Origin of the sequence: Salinicola corii, assembly GCF_008298015.1 — a bacterium.
GTDB lineage: Bacteria > Pseudomonadota > Gammaproteobacteria > Pseudomonadales > Halomonadaceae > Salinicola > Salinicola corii.
Genome location: NZ_VTPX01000016.1, coordinates 24693 through 41239, shown reverse-complemented (window position 1 = coordinate 41239; position 16547 = coordinate 24693). Strand labels below are relative to the sequence as shown.

At 63.4% G+C, this 16547-nt stretch carries 14 protein-coding genes; 7 read left to right on the top strand and 7 right to left on the bottom strand.

All coding sequences use genetic code 11. From position 1 onward, the window contains the following. Nucleotides 1-41: 41 nt before the first annotated feature. From mnmC to F0A16_RS19260, 3 genes are all read right to left on the bottom strand, one after another. A complete protein-coding gene (gene mnmC / locus F0A16_RS19270) occupies nucleotides 42-2075 on the bottom strand; it encodes a bifunctional tRNA (5-methylaminomethyl-2-thiouridine)(34)-methyltransferase MnmC2/FAD-dependent 5-carboxymethylaminomethyl-2-thiouridine(34) oxidoreductase MnmC1 (protein WP_149437285.1) in 2034 nt (677 codons plus the stop codon). Between the two features lie 204 nt (nucleotides 2076-2279). Next, nucleotides 2280-2579: a YciI family protein gene (locus F0A16_RS19265; RefSeq protein WP_149437283.1), complete on the bottom strand. Its 300-nt coding sequence runs from the start codon at nucleotides 2577-2579 to the stop codon at nucleotides 2280-2282. Beyond that, complete coding sequence (locus tag F0A16_RS19260; protein ID WP_149437281.1) at nucleotides 2579-3130, bottom strand: septation protein A; 552 nt, start codon at nucleotides 3128-3130, stop codon at nucleotides 2579-2581. Before F0A16_RS19260 ends, F0A16_RS19265 begins: the two co-directional genes overlap by 1 nt. A 109-nt stretch (nucleotides 3131-3239) precedes the next feature. On the opposite strand from F0A16_RS19260, the gene F0A16_RS19255 reads away from it, so the two are divergent. After that, nucleotides 3240-4163, top strand: a complete 924-nt coding sequence (locus tag F0A16_RS19255) for a PHP domain-containing protein (protein ID WP_187776081.1) — start codon at nucleotides 3240-3242, stop codon at nucleotides 4161-4163. 115 nt (nucleotides 4164-4278) lie between these two features. Next, nucleotides 4279-4899 (top strand): L-threonylcarbamoyladenylate synthase, encoded by a 621-nt coding sequence (locus tag F0A16_RS19250; RefSeq protein ID WP_149437279.1) that lies wholly within the window; start codon nucleotides 4279-4281, stop codon nucleotides 4897-4899. A 70-nt stretch (nucleotides 4900-4969) separates the two neighbouring features. On the opposite strand, the gene F0A16_RS19245 is transcribed toward F0A16_RS19250, so the two are convergent. The 4 genes from F0A16_RS19245 to F0A16_RS19230 all read right to left on the bottom strand — a co-directional run bounded on the left by F0A16_RS19245 (nucleotide 4970) and on the right by F0A16_RS19230 (nucleotide 9815). Beyond that, nucleotides 4970-5767 carry a 5'-nucleotidase, lipoprotein e(P4) family gene (locus tag F0A16_RS19245; RefSeq protein WP_338100617.1) on the bottom strand — a complete coding sequence of 266 codons (798 nt, stop codon included), beginning with the start codon at nucleotides 5765-5767 and terminating at the stop codon, nucleotides 4970-4972. 183 nt (nucleotides 5768-5950) lie between these two features. Further along, nucleotides 5951-7600 carry a methyl-accepting chemotaxis protein gene (locus tag F0A16_RS19240; RefSeq protein ID WP_149437277.1) on the bottom strand — a complete coding sequence of 550 codons (1650 nt, stop codon included), beginning with the start codon at nucleotides 7598-7600 and terminating at the stop codon, nucleotides 5951-5953. A gap of 106 nt (nucleotides 7601-7706) precedes the next feature. Further along, nucleotides 7707-8609, bottom strand: coding sequence for an ion transporter (locus F0A16_RS19235; protein ID WP_149437275.1), 903 nt, complete (start codon nucleotides 8607-8609; stop codon nucleotides 7707-7709). 321 nt (nucleotides 8610-8930) lie between these two features. Continuing rightward, nucleotides 8931-9815 carry a CYTH domain-containing protein gene (locus tag F0A16_RS19230; RefSeq protein ID WP_187776080.1) on the bottom strand — a complete coding sequence of 295 codons (885 nt, stop codon included), beginning with the start codon at nucleotides 9813-9815 and terminating at the stop codon, nucleotides 8931-8933. A gap of 178 nt (nucleotides 9816-9993) precedes the next feature. On the opposite strand from F0A16_RS19230, the gene F0A16_RS19225 reads away from it, so the two are divergent. From F0A16_RS19225 to F0A16_RS19205, 5 genes are all read left to right on the top strand, one after another. Next, the gene (locus F0A16_RS19225; protein WP_149437271.1) at nucleotides 9994-10674 is read left to right on the top strand and encodes a TIGR00153 family protein; all 681 of its coding nucleotides are present in this window, start codon (nucleotides 9994-9996) and stop codon (nucleotides 10672-10674) included. Nucleotides 10675-10729: 55 nt separating this feature from the next. Then, nucleotides 10730-11998, top strand: a complete 1269-nt coding sequence (locus F0A16_RS19220) for an inorganic phosphate transporter (protein ID WP_149437269.1) — start codon at nucleotides 10730-10732, stop codon at nucleotides 11996-11998. A gap of 151 nt (nucleotides 11999-12149) precedes the next feature. Next, entirely contained in the window at nucleotides 12150-13460 is a 1311-nt protein-coding gene (gene argA, locus F0A16_RS19215; RefSeq protein WP_149437268.1) for an amino-acid N-acetyltransferase, read from the top strand. 863 nt (nucleotides 13461-14323) lie between these two features. Next, nucleotides 14324-15844, top strand: a complete 1521-nt coding sequence (locus F0A16_RS19210; RefSeq protein WP_149437266.1) for a sensor histidine kinase — start codon at nucleotides 14324-14326, stop codon at nucleotides 15842-15844. Further along, nucleotides 15829-16374 carry a hypothetical protein gene (locus F0A16_RS19205; protein WP_149437263.1) on the top strand — a complete coding sequence of 182 codons (546 nt, stop codon included), beginning with the start codon at nucleotides 15829-15831 and terminating at the stop codon, nucleotides 16372-16374. Before F0A16_RS19210 ends, F0A16_RS19205 begins: the two co-directional genes overlap by 16 nt. The last annotated feature ends 173 nt before the right edge of the window (nucleotides 16375-16547 follow it).

Below are 16547 nucleotides of genomic sequence, written 5' to 3'. Positions count from 1 at the left end.
CCCACCGTTCAGGCCTCGAGTTCAACTGCCCGCCGCTCGGATCAGCGGCCTCGAATCAGATCGGCGATGATCCGCCGTCCGGGATGCAGATGATCGACCAGTTCGCGCTCCAGAGGCATCGGTTCGTCGTGGAGCCTGGAGGCGATCAGTTCGGCGCACAGCGGGGCGCTGACCATGCCTCGGGAGCCGTGTGCCGTGCTCATCCATAGCCCCGGATAGTGGCTGCCCGGTTGGCTGAACGAACGCTTGGCGTCTTTGCTCAGGGCGGCATAGTCCTGGCGCCAGCGATCGAATTCGGGCAGCGGTCCGGCGTAAGGCGTCTTGTCCGGACTGGCGGCGCGGACGCTGGCACGGCCGCCGCACGCTGCGGGGGAGCGGTCCGCGAGCGACTCGGTCAGCGTGGGTACCATGCGCGCCAGTTCCTCGAGATTGCGCCGATGATCCGAGCTTCGCACGGTGTCGTCATCGTCGTTGGGTGAGAAGGTCGCGCCGAAGATCAGCCGTCCATCGCGAGGCGGCATGACATAGCCCTCGGCGCAGAGAATGCGATCCAGCGAGGGGACTGTCCCGGATCCGGAACCTCGTGCCAACGACATTGTGGATATCTGGCCACGGACCGGCTGTATCGGCAGTCCGTCGAGCCAGTGGCGGCTGGCGTGACCGGTGGCGAACACGACCTGATCGACGTTAAGCGAGTCCTGTCCCAATGCTAGCTGCCAGCCGGCTTCCGTTTCCCGCAGCGACTTGAGCTCGGCCCGACGAATCTCGACGCCGGATGTCGCTGCGAGATGGTGGCAAAGCGCCACAGGGTCGACCCAGCCCGCCAGTGGATAGTGCAGTGCATGCCGGGGCAGTTCCACGCCAGCGAGCGCCGTAACCATAGAGGGGGCGCTGGCGGCCACGACGGATGGCGGCAGGTCGTAATGAGCCAGGAAACGTCGCTGGCGCTCGACGTCGCCGGCTTTCCCGGCCAGCTGCAGCAACCCGCAGTCCGACCACCAGCGACGCTCGGGATCGAGGCGCGCCAGCCAGCGCTGGGTGTAGAGCAGCGCGGCGAGATAGAACCGGCTCTGGAGGTTGGGCTCGATGGCCATCTTGACGTAGAGCGCGGCCTGGGGATTGCCGGACGCACCCGCCGCGATGCCCCCGCGATCGATCAGGGTCACCCGACTGCCCCGGCGCGCCAGTGCCGCTGCCACGCTGGTACCAGCGATACCGGCGCCGATCACCGCCACATGGTCGACTGGCCTGGGCGGCGGCGGTTGGAACCAGGGCGTGGCCGCTGTGGCCGAGGGGGCCCGGGACGTAGGCGAGACGGCGGTCGGGGCGGTGGGGGCGTGCTCGCCTCGCAGCATCTCGCGCTTGCGACCGAACCCCGGCACCTTGCGCCAGCGAAATCCTGCCTCGGCCAGGCCGCGACGCACGAAGCCGGCGCAGGTGAAGGTGGCGAACGTGGCTCCCGGCCGACTGGCGGTCGCCATGGCCGTGAACAGTTCGGGTCGCCACATGTCGGGATTTTTTGACGGCGCGAAACCGTCGAGAAACCAGGCGTCGACCCGGCCGTCCAGGCGGGAGAGACAATCGGCGGCATCGCCGAAGTGCAGATCGAGGATGACGCGGTCGTCCAACTGCAGGCGATGGACACCCGCCACCGCCGGTGGCCACTGGGCAAGCAGGGCAGCGGCCTGACGTGCTAGCTGCGGCCAACTGCGCCAGGCGCGCTCCAGCGCATCGCGGGTGAGCGGGTGTTTTTCGGTCGAGATCAGGTGCAGTCTTGCCTCAGCGGGGGCGTTCTCGTCGAAACAAGCCCAGGCACATAACATGTTGAGTCCGGTGCCGAAGCCCGTCTCGCCGATCGTGAACGGACGTGGCTCGCCCCAGGTGGCCAACCGCTGCGGTAGATCGTTGTTGTCGATAAAGACGAAACGCGTCTCCTCTCGGCCATCCTGGCGAGAGAAATAGACGTCATCGTAAGCGGTCGAGAACGGCGCCTCGACGTCGCCGTCGTCGGCTCGCCAGTCGAGCTCGGCGTGTCGTATGGCCTGGCGATGAGAAGGGACCGACTTGTCGTTCATGGTTTCCACGCTCGGGTGCCATCGAGCGACTCCGTGACGAGACGCCGGAGGCGCGTTGTATGAAAATTGAACACTTTTCGCCAAGCAGCGGCTTATCGGGAACGGAGGAAGACGTCCGCGGGATCTTAACAGCGTTATCCACAGCAAGTGTGCAAAACCGCCACGCCAAAGGCTGTGGATAACCACACCATCGGAGAGACCGGGTTACGGAAGTACCCGCTTGAACGGCTTGACCCGAACCTGGGAGTAGACGCCGGCGGCGACGTACGGGTCGGTGTCCGCCCAGCGCCGGGCGGACTCGAGCGAATCGAACTCGGCCACGATCAGGCTGCCGCTGAAGCCGGCGCTGCCCGGATCGTCGCTGTCGATGGCCGGATGGGGGCCGGCGAGCACGAGTCGGCCTTCGTCTTTCAGCACTTCCAGACGTTTCAGATGCTCGGGGCGGGCCGCGAGACGCTTTTCCAGACTGTCGTCGATATCTTCACTGATAATGGCATAGAGCATCAGGAGCCTTCCTTCGATTGTGATTGCGAGAGGTGACGGGCCAGGAACAGGGCCTGGCCGACCACGAACAGCAGGGTCAGTCCCAGCATGCCGAACAGTTTGAAGTCGACCCAGGTCGCCTCGTCGTAGTAGCTGAAGACATAGACGTTGAGCGCGGCCATGGCGAAGAAGAACAGCACCCACGCCAGGTTGAGGCGCCGCCAGATCGCGGCCGGCAGCGATACCGCCTTGCCCATCATCCGTTGGGCCAGCGTCTGGCCCCCGAACAGAGGCGAGAGCAGAAAGGCGATGCCGAACAGCGCATTGATGACGGTGGGTTTCCACTGAATGAAGGCCGGGTTGTGAAACGCGACGGTCGCGGTGGCCGAGGCGATCACGATGATCGAGGTGATCAGCAGCATCTTTTCGATGCGGCGCTGACGCCACCAGACGATGCCCAACTGCGCGACGGTGGCGGGAATGAGCACCATCGTGGCGGTGATGATATCGCCGCTGACATGATAGACGGCGAAGAAGATCGCGATGGGCAGAAAGTCGAACAGCAGTTTCATACGGGCTGGGCCTCTGGCGGGTGGTGGCGGCGAGACGATTGACCCGGTTCGCCGCGCCCCTCACCATAGTCAGTCTATTCTGACAAAGACGCTGGCTGGCGTCATGCCCATGAGCGTTTTTCCCACCGATGATCCCGAGGCCAGCTCGACCGTGCTGTCCGATACGCTGGAAGGTATTCGAGGGATCGATCTGCACCTCCATTCCACAGCTTCCGACGGCAAGCTCTCGCCCGCCTCGCTGGCGGATCTGTGCCACGCGCGTGGATTGACGCATGTCGCCCTGACCGACCACGACACGATCGATGGCGTCGAGGAAGCGGATGAGCGATGCCGGTATCACGGTCTTTCCCTGCTGGCGGCGGCCGAACTCTCCTGCCAATGGCGCGGTATCGCCCTGCATGTCGTGGCGCTTCTGCCCGAGGGGGTTTCCCCGGCGCTGGAGGAGGGATTGAAGACGCTGGGGCTCGCCCGCGACAGGCGAGCCCGCGAGATCGCCCATCGCCTGGAGAAGGTCGGCCTTGCCGATGGTCTCGCCAGGGCACGGCAGGAAGCGGGAAGTGAGCGCCCACTGGGGCGGCCGGATTTCGCGGCGGCGCTGGTTGCCGCCGGCGTGGTTCCGGATGTCAAAACGGCGTTCAAGCGTTATCTGGGCGCCGGCAAGCGGGGCGACGTCAAGATGCACTGGCCCGAGCTGGCCACGGTCGTCGGGTGGATTCGTGATGCCGGGGGGGTTGCCGTCGTCGCGCACCCGCTGCGTTACGGCATGACCCGGCGCAAGCGCGACCTGATGTTTTCGGCCTTCATCGATGCCGGCGGCGAAGCGGCGGAACTGGTCAGCGGCTATCAGAATCCCGACACGACCCACGACCTGGCTCGTCAGCTCGATTTCCACGGGCTGTACGGATCCGTCGGCAGCGACTTCCATTATCCGGGTGGCCCGCTGTCTCCGGGAACGATCAGTCCGCCGCCGCGCTCCCACGTCAGGCCGGTCTGGTGTCATCCGGCACTGCGACGCTTCGCCGGCGGCGAGTAGCGCCGCGTCTGTTACCCTGTGAAGCAGTAACGACCCCGAAAGCAACGACGCCCCGTGATCGACCGCGGTCATGGGGGCTGGGCAGATTTCGATAGCGGTTCCAGGAGAGCGTGAGATGACCCAATTCTTCCAGATTCATTCGCAGAACCCGCAGAAGCGTCTGATCGGCCAGGCCATCGAGATCCTGCGTCAGGGCGGTGTGATCGCCTATCCCACCGACTCCGGCTACGCCCTCGGCTGTCGCTTGGGCGAGAAGAAGGCGATCGAGAAGATCAAGTGGTTACGCCAGCTCGACGATCGTCACAACTTCACGCTGGTCTGCTCCGATCTCTCGGAGATCGGCACCTACGCCAAGGTCGACAACAGCGTCTTCCGCTTGCTCAAGTCGCACACCCCCGGCGCCTATACGTTCATCCTCAGCGCGACCAGCGAAGTACCGAGGCTGCTGCTGCACCCCAAGCGCCGTTCGATCGGCGTGCGCGTGCCGGATCACAAGATCACCCATGCGCTGCTCGATGCCCTGGGCGAACCGCTGATGAGCGTGACCTTGATTCCGGTGGGAGAGACCTGGCCGATGACCGACCCGGAAGAGATTCGCGAGCGGCTCGGCGCCCACCTGGACCTGATCATCGACGGTGGCGCCTGCCAGCTGGAGCCGACCACGGTGGTCGACCTGCGCGAGATTCCCCCCGTGGTCGTGCGGGAAGGGCGCGGCGACCCGGACCCCTTCCGCTGAGCGGATCCCCCGGCCGGCGGTCGGGTCGCCATCGAGGCGGGGCGGGACGTGTGGCGTCCCGCCTCCCGCGCTAGCGACTCTTCAGTGGCGCCGCCCACGCTTCGAGATCGGCGTCGCTCCAACTGCCGTAGCTGGCGTTGGGGAACATGATCCAGTCATCGCCGAAATGGGCATCGTCCTCGGCCACCAGCCGATGCTGGTCCTTCAGGCTGGCGTGATGGAAATCGCTGGAGAAGTCCGCCAGCGAGTCACCCAGTTGCAGGACCAGCTCGTGATCGCGCTCGATGGCGGCGCGGCGCTCTCCCTTCGAGGGACCCAGCAGCCGGACCTGGGCGTCGTTGACCTGGGGCAGATGCAGCGAGCGGAGTGTCGCGAGCGTTGACGCCTTGTTTTCTTCGTAGCGGTCGGAAACGTAGAAAATCGTTACTCCCCGGGAATCGGCGTAATTCAGGAACTTGCGTGCGCCGGGAATCAGCCGTGGGTGTCCTTCGCGCTCCCAATCCTTCCAGGTATCCCAGCCGGTAAAGTCGTGGCAGGCCTGCATGTCGCGAACGAGTAGCGCCGAGTTGTCGATCACTGTCTCGTCCAGGTCGGTCATGATCGCCAGGTCGTCCGCATCGGGATGGGCAGCGATCTTTTGTTGCAATCTCGCCGTAGCCAGGGCGTAGCTTTGTCGCTGCAGTGCATCGATCTCGGCCGACTGCTGTTGATAGCGAAGGGCCATCGCGTAGGCCTCGGGGGCACAGGGTTCATCGGCGGCGGCCTGAGAGGTCGAAGCGATACCCAACATCAAACCGGCCGTCACCATCCATGCGAGTCGGCCCTTGGCCCTGGTCGTGGCGTTGGTCGCGTTGTTGGTCTCGTTCATTGAAGTGTCCTTCTGAAATGGCGGCACGGTGGCCGGGAAGCATTGCAGGTCGTGTCCGAAAAGTGGCTGCGCCCATCCATTGGGCGTCACAAACCGGCTCGAAGCACGCGGTGGCTCCGATGCAATTCGTGTTTTCGCCGATTTTTCCGACGGAACCTAACCTAGAGCGAGACGGCGTCGCTTTCAAACCGGCAGTGCTTTCTGCTCCTCGTGGCAGGGGCGATCGTCGGCCAGAGCCATGCTATCCGGCCCGGTGGTGTCCGGCGTCCCGGAATCGAGTTCCGGCATTGGCGTCTCCAGTTTGAACTGGCCGCAGTGCTCCTGCTGGCGCTGCGCCCGGGCGTCCAGATCCTGCGTTGCCCTGAGCGTGCGTTCCGCCAGTACGACGTTGCGCTGGGTGGCGATGTCGATGGCATTGATGGCCAGGTCGATCTGGCGGATGCCGTCACGTTGCTGCTGGCAGGAGAGGGCGATACCCTCCAGCAACTCGCCGAGCTGATGGCCGGACTGCACGGCGGTGGCCATCGTCTCCTGGGCCTGGGTCAGTACCTGAGCACCCTTCTTGACCTGGAGATGCGTCCCCTCTATCTGCGCTCGGATGGTTCTGGCGGCTTCGGCGGATCGCGCCGACAGACTGCGAACCTCGGCGGCGACCACGGCGAATCCGCGGCCCTGTGCCCCGGCTCGCGCCGCTTCGACCGATGCATTGAGCGCCAGCAGATTGGTTTGGAAGGTTAGCGAATCGATCATCCCGATCACTTCCAGCGAGGATTCGGAGCGGGCTCGGGCCGCTTCGATCTCGGTGACCGCCGTGGAGATCTGGTCGCCGCTGGAATCGATCCGGCGCCGGTTCTCCTCCGACAGCGCGTGACCCTGATCGGCATGATCCGCCGTATGCGAGACGGTGGCGGTGATCTCCTCCATGCTCGCGGTCGTCTGCTGGAGTGCCTGAGCCTGCTGCCGGCTCTGATCGTTCAGCGTGTGGCTGGCTTCGGTCAACTCCTGCGCGTCATCACGCAGCGCCCGACTCTCCCGTTGCAGTTGCGAGACCAGCTCCAGTAGCGCGACCTGCATCGCGTCGACGCCGGATTTGAGAAACCGCATCTCCCTCACTCCCCGGGTCGACAGACGCCGACTGAGGTCGCCTTGGGAAATATTGGCGCAGTGTCGTCTCACGTCGCCCAGCGGGCGCAATAGATGGCGCTGGAACATGAAGAAGGCGAGCAGAATCAATGACAGCGTGACCAAGGCCGCCGTGGCCAGCCCGATCTGCAGGTGGCGCACGTTACGCTCCATGGCAGCCGCCCCCGATACTGCATTGGTGTTGGCGGCGGAGGTCAAGCTGGCGAGGCTCGCATCCAGCGCGGTAGTCAGTTCGTTGGCCTTGTTTACGCTGGACTGGTAGGCCGAGACATCCCACGCTTTCAGCGCATCGAAGCCGGGCTCGATGCCTTCGTCGATCAGTGCCCGGAAGTGATCGGCGAGATCGCCGCCCGGCGATTCGGGGGCTGCCGGAGGGATTTCCGCGAGGCGCTGCTTCGCGCTCGCGAAGGTGGCCTGCGCTTGCGCCCAGGTCTTTTTGGCGGGCTTGACGCGCAGGCGATTGTAATCGGTCTGATAGCTGTCCAGCAGGACTCGGGTCTGCATCAGGGCGGCATAGATTTCCCGCGCCGCCCCGAGTTGCACGATATTGAGGGCATAGATCGAGTCGAAGGCATCTCTCGCCTGTTTCATGGCCAGGTAGCTGCCGCCGCCGATGACCGACATCAACAGCGCGAACAGCAGTAGTGTGACGACGAGGCCGCTGCGGAGCGTAAGACGAAGCGATGGCATGACAACTCCCGATGATGACGAACCGCCTGACGCGGCATCGTGGGAGTTTGTCGTTCTTGTGTCACAGTATCATGACAAAAGTTAACGATACGGCCGCCCTGCGGTATCAATCGTCTTTGCCGTGCTCCTCGGGAGATTCCGCCGCCGTCTCGGAGGTTTCGGGTGGGGGCGCGTTGGGATCCTGGGTCTCCTCATCGAGCCAGGTACCGCAGAAAGGACAGTACTTGGCACCACGCTCGTGCCCTTCGTGACCGCAGCCGGGGCAGGCTTCGTTGGAGTAGCGCTCGCGCTGGATCGATCGAATCACCTCGGCGGAGAAGACCCCGGTGGGGACGGCGATGATCGAATAGCCGAGAATCATCATGAAGGCGGAGATGAACTGTCCCAGCGGCGTCACCGGTGCGATATCGCCATAGCCGACGGTGGTCAGGGTGACGACCGCCCAGTACATGGCCCGAGGCATGCTGGTGAAACCGGCCTCCGGTGGCTCGATCATGTAGATCAGCGCACCGAAGATCGTGATGATCAGCAGTATGGTGGTCAGAAAAAGCAGAATCTTGCGCTGGCTACGCTGCAGTGCCTCCATCAGCATGCGGCCCTCGCCGACGAACTCCATGAGCCGCAGGACCCGGAACACGCGCAGCACGCGCAATACCCGTACTACCAGCAGCGATTGCGCACCGGGTATGAACAGGGCGAGCCATGTCGGGAGAATGGCGAGCAGGTCCAGGACACCATAGAAACTGCGCAGGTAACGCAGGGGACGGTCAAGACAGTAGAGCCTGAGCGCCAGCTCCAGCGTGAAGATCAGCGTGAACCCCCATTCGACCAGATAGAATATTCTTCCGAAGCGTTCATGCAGATCCGGCACGCTATCGAGAAAGACGGTTGCTACGCTCACCAGGATCAGCGTGATCAGCGCGATATCGAAAGCCTTCGCTTGCGGTGTGTCCGATTCGAAGATGATCTGAAACAGCCGCTTGCGTAGTAGTGAATCGCCCGATTGCATCAAGTCAGTTCCTGTCCCCGGTGATAGGCGGCGCATCGAGTGCGCTCGACAATTAGTCTATACGGCGATCAATTTCATGGCTCGAACGCCGATAATGCTAATGATACTTCGAACATGATGGCTGTCATCGCCCGTCGTCCTCCCTGTCGCGACTCCTCGGACCGCGAACGGAGCGGTAACGGACCCTTGAGTGATCTTTCCATGATCGGGGTGACTTAGCGCGTCCTCATCTACTATCTCGAGGCCAGTCACGGCAGCGCGGTCGTCGATTCCATCGCGTTCGGGCGGGCGCTGGCCTCCCGACGTCTACCGGTCCGGCTCCTATCCGGCTCGTTGTCGAAGGCCCAGCCAGTCCCGGCTTCTCCAGGGAACGATTCCCCGACGCAGGTTCACCAGAATTCGCTCCCCGGCCTCTCGGCATGAGGCGTCGTTGTCGATCGTCCACCGCTGGACCAACTGTTCGCATTGGGCCTCGGCATTGGCAAGCCAGGCAGGGTCTTGGCTGTCCTGCCAAATGTCGATGGCATCGATCAGCGTATCCACTGACGTGGCTCCGGGGGCGGCCGGCTCTGGCCAGCCGCTGGCGAGGCAGGAGGCTCTGCTGGCCTTGCTGTGATTGGCCGGGCGTGCCGGCAGTGCCTCGTCGGCGAAGCCGGTTGGTGCGCACAAGGCCTCGGCCAGTGTCCACAGGCATGCCGGATCGCCCCGTTTGAGCTCGAGTTCGAGCTCGCAGATCGGTAGGGTCGCCGCACCGACATGAATTCCGCCTTGGTCCAGCGCGATCTCGATATCGCAGTCGTCATTCCGGTAACGCCAGAGTCGACGCTCGAAGTCGGTCGTGAAGACCGGGTGAAGCGTTTCCAGCGCTAGTCCGGAAAGGGCGGGATGCTCCAGTGCGCGAAGGCCCTTTACGTCGAGGCCGGCGGCATTGCACTCGACCCCGTCCAGCGACCACTCCCATTCGCCGCGACTCGACAAGCCGCCATGGCTCTCAGCGGCGCTCTTGAGCGTCTGCAGACGTTGCTCGCCCTGGCGCCTGACACGAAGCGCGACGCGTCGGGATCGTAGTGCCGAGTCGGCGGTGTCGTAATACTGGTTGCCCAGCGAGACCATGCGGGAGGTCAACGTTTGGAGCAGTGGGTGATCGATCAGGAGAGCAGGACCCTCGGATGATAATGCCAGTTTGAGTTCGATCTCGTCGCTCATGCAGCTTCCTGGTGTTGGCCGGTCGTTGGTTGCCCGATCTGAAATGGCCCCTCCAGGGCCGGCGGCCAGGTCATTTGCCCGACAGCCGGGCCGCGGGGCGTAACATGAATTTTTCATGACGCATCCAGACGCAATCATTATACTGGCGCCGCCACTTCCAACGCATCCAGGCCACGTTATGGTGAGTACCAACCCGTTCTCGGCGCTGTTTGGACGATCGCCGTTCCAGCCGCTTCTGGCTCACATCGTCAAGACCAGCGAATGCGCCGGCCAGCTGTTGCCTTTTTTCGATGCCGCGCTGGGGGGCGACTGGGAAGAAGCGCGCAAGCATCGCGAGGCGATCACCCGACTCGAGCACGAGGCGGACGAACTCAAGACGCAACTGCGCCTCAACCTGCCCAACACCATGTTTCTACCGGTATCGCGTTCCGACCTGCTGGAGTTGATCAGCGTCCAGGACAAGATCGCCAACAAGGCCCGGGATATCACCGGTATCATGCTCGGCCGCAACATGAGCATTCCCGAGCCGCTGGCGGAGCCGATGCGCGATTATCTGCGGACTGCCGTGGACACCGTCGACCAGGCGCGCAAGGCGCTGGAAGAACTCGAGGACCTGCTCGAGTCGGGCTTCGGTCGCAATGTCTCCGACGTGATGCACGAACTGATCAAGGAACTGCACGATCTCGAGCACCAGGCCGATGATCAGCAGGTCGACATTCGCCGCCAGCTGTTCCAGCTCGAAGCGGAACTGCCGCCGGTCGATGTCATCTTCCTCTATAAAATCATCGAATGGATCGGCGAGTTGTCCGACCGCGCCGAGCGCGTGGGTAGCCGCCTGCAGATACTGACGGCCCGCTGATAGCGGGTCTTCGTCATTCTACGCCTTCGTCACGCCACTCAAGCGAACAAAGCCTATGTCCATCATTGCGCAATACGGTGATGTCTTCATCATTCTCGCCTGTGTTTTCGGTTTCTTCATGGCATGGGGGGTTGGTGCCAACGATGTCGCCAATGCCATGGGAACCTCGGTCGGCTCCAAGGCGATCACCATCAAGCAGGCGATCATCATCGCGGTGATCTTCGAATTCCTCGGCGCCTGGCTGGCCGGGGGGCAGGTCACCGAAACGATCCGCAAAGGCATCATCGACCCCGGCCTGCTGGAGAGCGACCCCCAGATGCTGATCTACGGCATGCTGGCGTCGCTGTTGGCGGCCGGCTCGTGGTTGATGATTGCCTCCATGAAGGGCTGGCCGGTCTCCACCACCCACTCCATCGTGGGGGCCATCGTCGGGTTCGCGGTGGCCGGGCTCGGTGTCCAGTCGGTCAACTGGGGGTCGGTGGGAACGATCGCGCTCAGTTGGATCACCTCACCGCTGATCGCGGGGGTGTTCGCCTTCATGCTGTTCCGTTCCGTGCAGGTGCTGATCTTCGACAATCCCGACCCGTTCGCGGCGGCCAAGCGCTACGTGCCGGGATATATCTTCCTGGTCGGCTTCATCGTTTCGATGGTGACCTTGGTCAAGGGGTTGTCCCACGTCGGTCTACATCTGACCTTCGGCGAGAGCCTGCTGCTGGCGGTGGCGTTCGGCGTCGTCATCATGATGTTGGGGCTGCTGCTGGAAAACCGGATCAACCGCGGCGACCGGCGTGCTCGCAGCAACTACGACTTCTCCAGCGTAGAGCGCATCTTCGGCGTGTTGATGATGTTCACGGCCTGCGCCATGGCCTTCGCTCACGGCTCGAACGACGTCGCCAACGCGGTCGGCCCGCTGGCGGCGGTGATCAGCGTGGTCGAGAACAGCGGCAGCGTGACCGGCTCGGCCACCATGCCGTGGTGGGTGCTGGTGCTCGGCGGCGGCGGGATCGTCGTCGGCCTGGTGACCTACGGCCACAAGGTCATCGCCACCGTCGGCACCGGGATCACCGAACTGACCCCGAGCCGCGGTTTCGCGGCGACGCTTTCCGCCGCCTCCACCGTCGTGCTGGCCTCCGGTACCGGTTTGCCGATCTCGACCACGCACACGCTGGTCGGCGCCGTGCTCGGGGTCGGCCTGGCGCGCGGCATGGCAGCACTCAACCTGCGCGTGCTCGGCTCGATCGTGCTCTCCTGGCTCATCACCCTGCCGGCGGGGGCGCTACTCTCCATCGCCTTCTTCTTCATGTTCAAGGGCATGTTCGGCTGACGGATCGCTCCGCGCCGGCTCGGGATCGGCAGGCCGGGCCACCAGCCCGGGCATGCCGGTCGTGGTCTACCGGCCCCAAGCCGCTCTGGTATAGTTGAGGCAGGCCCCACGCGGATCATGCCTCACAGCCCACTGCCGGAGCGTCAAGCCCTTGGACTCGCGTTTTCCCTTCGTCGACTGGTTTCGCCATTCATCGCCCTACGTCAACGCCCACCGCGGCAAGACCTTCGTCATTCTGGTGGAAGGCGAGGCGATGGCGTCGGCGCGACGCGGTCAATTGCTGCAGGATCTGGCGCTGGTACACACCCTGGGCGTGCGGGTGGCGCTCGTCTACGGCATTCGGCCCCAGGTTGCCGCCGCACTGGAGACCGCCGGTATCGAGCCGGTTCGTGTCGACGGACGCTGGGTGGCCGATCGTGAAATCATGGATCATGTCGAGCGGATCGCAGCGACCCACCGGCTCGAGCTGGAGGCTCAGCTCTCCCTGGGCCTGCCCAACACGCCGCTGCATGGCGTGGAGCTGACGGCGGTTTCCGGCAATCTGGTCACGGCCAAGCCGCTGGGAGTGCGCGGTGGTGTGGATTTCGATCACAGCGGGGAAGTGCGCCGGGTGCGCAGTCAGGCCATCGAGAGCCTGCTTGCCGGCGGCAATCTGGTGATTCTGCCTCCCTTGGGCTACTCCCGCACTGGTGAGGTCTTCGACCTCGATGCCTCGGAAATCGCCCAGCACGTGGCGATCTCGCTCAAGGCGGACAAGTTGATTCTGCTTGGCGAGTCGGCCGGGCTGCACGACGACTGTGGCCAGTTGCAGCGCCAGTTATCCCCCGACGAAGCCGACATCCTTCGCGAACAGGCCAGCCCTGGCAGCGAACTCTCCCGGCATTTGAGCGCCGCCTGCGATGCGGCTCGCCACGGCGTCGGCCGTACCCATCTGCTCTCGTGGCGCGATCACGATGCTCTGCTCGGCGAGCTGTTCACTCGCGACGGCGTCGGCACCATGATCACCCAGAACCGCTACGAGCTGCTGCGCCAGGCCATGCTGGATGACGTCGGTGGCCTGCTGGCCCTGCTCAAGCCGCTCGAGGCCAGCGGCATGCTGGTGGCTCGAACCCGCGAGCGGTTGGAACACGAGATCGAGGATTACGTGGTGATCGATCGCGACGGTATGGCGATCGGTTGTGCGGCGCTGCATGGCTACTCCGAGGCGAAGATGGGCGAACTCGCTTGTCTGGCCGTGCACACCGACTATCGCCGGGGGAACCGAGGGGAGACTCTGCTTGCGGAGATAGAGCGCCGCGCACGTCGCCGGGGATTCACCCAACTGTTCGCCCTGACGACCCATACCACCCACTGGTTCGTGGAGCGGGGTTTTTCACTCGCCACGCCGGAAGCGCTGCCGGACCTCAAGCGCGAGACCTACAACCAGGCCCGGCGCTCCAAGGTCTTGCTGAAGTCGCTGTAAAGCGACACCTGAAACGGTGAGTTTTCCACCATGGCGTCTCCAAATGGAGACGCGCCAAGCTGATGATTTCATTGAAATATATGAAAAAGGGCCAAAAAACGTCTGTCAAAGACGACATGTTTGGCCCTTTTTTTCGTTCTTTCGTGGCAATCGGCGGGCAGTGGTCCGGCAAGGTGGAATGGTGTGTTTTTAAGTTATTGATATTTTTTGATTTTTAAAAACCTGGCACGGCTATCGCAACAGTCTTGTCGAGAGCGACGAGACGACGTCTTCGGAATCGTCTCGCCGAATCCTGTCAGGTTCTTCGACTACCCTGTGCAGGGCCGTCAGGGTTCGTCAGCGTCTGCTCCACGCGATGTGTGACTTAGGTTGCGATGAGACGGGTGCGGCCCATTGGGCAAGGAAACGCACCACTTGGGCAAGGATGCCCCGGCAAGGATGCCTTCCCCCTCGCGAGAGGGGACCCATTGCGGCCGGTCGTCAGGCTTGACAAACGCAGGTCTGACGGCCGGCCCGAAGACGAAGCAGGCGGTTCGCCGCCCCGATATTCGATAGCCCCTGAATGGCTCAGTCGAATATCGGCTTCGGGGCCTTCGGGCCACGGGAGCGGTCTCGAATAGCTGATTCAGGCAGCATTTCAAGGTCGTTCTCGACCCTTCAGTTCCCTGCGTACCTTGGGCCGGCTCTGCCGGCCCTCTTTTTTTGAGTGGATTCCCAGCGAACGATCGGAGCCAATCGTCGATTGGCGGGGCTGAGATCTGGAGATGCGCTCGACGGTTCGACCCGAATGGGCATTCAACAAAGATGTTATCCTTGCGGAACGATCCATGACCCCAATGGGCATCCTGCATAGAGCGAATTCCATGACCACCGAGCTCTCCCGACGTTGGCGGCCTCGCTCGCTTTTGCAACTGGTACTGTTGGCATTCGTCGTCGTCATGTTGCCGATAGCCGTGCTGATGTTTCAGGCTGGACAGGCGCTGTCGCAGCTCTCGACCCTGGCCGACCAGAGCGCTCGGCAGGCCGTCGAGGAGACTCGCCGTGCCCGTATGCTGAGCTCGCTGGCGCTGCAGATGGAGCGTAGCGCGCGTCAATACGCGGTCATCGAAGAAGAGGGCCTGCGCGATATCTACAACGAGAAGGCCCAACAGTTCGGTGAACTGCTCGAACAGCACGAGCTTCTGATGCGCGACAATCCCGACTTTCAGTCGCTGGTCGAGCGCTTCCGGCAACTCCGGGTTCTGCCGCAGGCGTCGGTCGACGATATGGGGGCGTTCCTGCAGCGATTCTCGGGTTTTGCCTCGGAGTCCGACGCGGTGAGGGACGCCACCAACGACCTGATCGACGCGCGTATCGCCGATATCCGCGAACAGGCCGATGCGGTGAAGGCCCGGCTGTGGATGCAGACCGCCGCCCTCGTTTCCGCCAGTCTGATGTTGATGCTGTTCTTCACCTGGCTGATCACGCGCCCCATCCGCCAGCTCGAGCGACGGATCTTCGGTCTCGGTAGCGGCGATCATAGTGACACGCCCACCCGCATCCAGGGGCCTGCCGAGCTGGTCCAGTTGGGTGAGCGGCTGACCTGGTTGTCGGGCCGATTGTCCGAGCTCGAAGCGCAGAAGCAGCAGTTTCTGCGCCACATGTCGCATGAGCTGAAAACACCGCTGGCCAGCGTTCGCGAGGGCACGTCACTGTTGTCCGACGGCGTGGCCGGAGAGCTCAACGAGCGGCAGAGCGAGGTCGTGCGATTGATCGATGAAAATGGCCAGGAGTTGCAGACATTGATCGAGCAGCTTCTGGATTACAATCTGCTGCAGAACAGTCGTCGAATGAAGGTCACCCAGTTCGATGTGGCGACGGTCATTCAGGAGGTTCTCGCCAAGCATCGCCTGGCGCTCGACAGCAAAGGCATGCAGGTCAAGAGTCCACACCATCCGCTGACCTGGCAGGCCGATCGTGAACGCACGGCACGAGTGCTGGACAACCTGATTTCGAACGCTATCGCCTATGGTAGCGACGGTGGCGAATTGATGATTCGTGTCGCCCATCAGCGCGACTGGCTGGCGCTGGACGTTGCCAATAGCGGGGATCCCATCGCCGAGTCGGACCGCGAGCACCTGTTCGAAGCGTTCTATCAGGGCGGCGCGCGTCGCAAGGGACCGCTCAAGGGCTCCGGTATCGGGCTCTCGGTCGCCGCGGACTGCGCCCGATTGCAGGATGGACAGCTGGCGCTGGTGGATGACACCGAATTGCCTGTCTGCTTCCGGCTCACGCTGCCATGGGCCAGCGCCCCGGTGCGCGGAGCGCAACACGATAATGAGGCCGCGCCGGACGAGACGTTTCCGGGCGGTGAGGCAAGGAAAGAAACATGGTCAGTCAGATAAGAACGACGCTCGTCCTGTTCGGCATGATGGCGCTAGTGGGCTGCCAGTCCCTTTCCGGCGAACCCAGGCAATATGGCTGTGGTGACATTCCCACCTACGCCGACAATGTCTGCCTGGTCGATTCCTGGGTCGCGTTCGGTCTGGAAGCGCAGCGAGGCGATGACGAGTGGCGTGACGAGGTGCTGGAGCGGGTTGGTCAGAGCCGCATGGATCAGAAAGCCGTGCGTGCCGTGGTGCTCTCCTGGGACGGCCCCGGCCAATGGGCCCAGGCCTCGAACTTCTACAAGGCAGCGATCGGCTCGGCACCGCCCCGGCTGCAGCCCCTCCTGCAGCAGTGGTTGAACGAGCTGGAGGAGCGCCGGCAGCTCTACGCGCTGCGAGGCTCGAACGGGAGCCGGGGGAATGTCGGCAGCAACGACACGCAGGCACTGAAGCAGGAAAACGAAAAGCTGAAGCAACAGCTCAAGGAGATGTCGGACAAGCTGGAAGCGCTGACCGACATCGAGCGGACGATCAACGCCCGCGACTGAGACGCGCCAGGTCCGCGCGACCCACACTCACGTAAAACCAAGCCATCCGCGCGATGCCAGGCCATATCTCGGCGCGCGCGACCGCGTCACATCGAGCGTGACACATCCTCATCGACAGCGATAAGGTGAAGCGGTGGCAGGAGGTGCCAATCCCATGTCATTGAATACAGAAG

Bases quoted from the DNA above. Each gene is read 5' to 3' on its own strand.
- mnmC (WP_149437285.1), bottom strand. From the start codon at position 2,075: ATGAACGACAAGTCGGTCCCTTCTCATCGCCAGGCCATACGACACGCC.
- F0A16_RS19265 (WP_149437283.1), bottom strand. From the start codon at position 2,579: ATGCTCTATGCCATTATCAGTGAAGATATCGACGACAGTCTGGAAAAG.
- F0A16_RS19260 (WP_149437281.1), bottom strand. From the start codon at position 3,130: ATGAAACTGCTGTTCGACTTTCTGCCCATCGCGATCTTCTTCGCCGTC.
- F0A16_RS19255 (WP_187776081.1), top strand. From the start codon at position 3,240: ATGAGCGTTTTTCCCACCGATGATCCCGAGGCCAGCTCGACCGTGCTG.
- F0A16_RS19250 (WP_149437279.1), top strand. From the start codon at position 4,279: ATGACCCAATTCTTCCAGATTCATTCGCAGAACCCGCAGAAGCGTCTG.
- F0A16_RS19245 (WP_338100617.1), bottom strand. From the start codon at position 5,767: ATGAACGAGACCAACAACGCGACCAACGCCACGACCAGGGCCAAGGGC.
- F0A16_RS19240 (WP_149437277.1), bottom strand. From the start codon at position 7,600: ATGCCATCGCTTCGTCTTACGCTCCGCAGCGGCCTCGTCGTCACACTA.
- F0A16_RS19235 (WP_149437275.1), bottom strand. From the start codon at position 8,609: ATGCAATCGGGCGATTCACTACTACGCAAGCGGCTGTTTCAGATCATC.
- F0A16_RS19230 (WP_187776080.1), bottom strand. From the start codon at position 9,815: ATGAGCGACGAGATCGAACTCAAACTGGCATTATCATCCGAGGGTCCT.
- F0A16_RS19225 (WP_149437271.1), top strand. From the start codon at position 9,994: ATGGTGAGTACCAACCCGTTCTCGGCGCTGTTTGGACGATCGCCGTTC.
- F0A16_RS19220 (WP_149437269.1), top strand. From the start codon at position 10,730: ATGTCCATCATTGCGCAATACGGTGATGTCTTCATCATTCTCGCCTGT.
- F0A16_RS19210 (WP_149437266.1), top strand. From the start codon at position 14,324: ATGACCACCGAGCTCTCCCGACGTTGGCGGCCTCGCTCGCTTTTGCAA.
- F0A16_RS19205 (WP_149437263.1), top strand. From the start codon at position 15,829: ATGGTCAGTCAGATAAGAACGACGCTCGTCCTGTTCGGCATGATGGCG.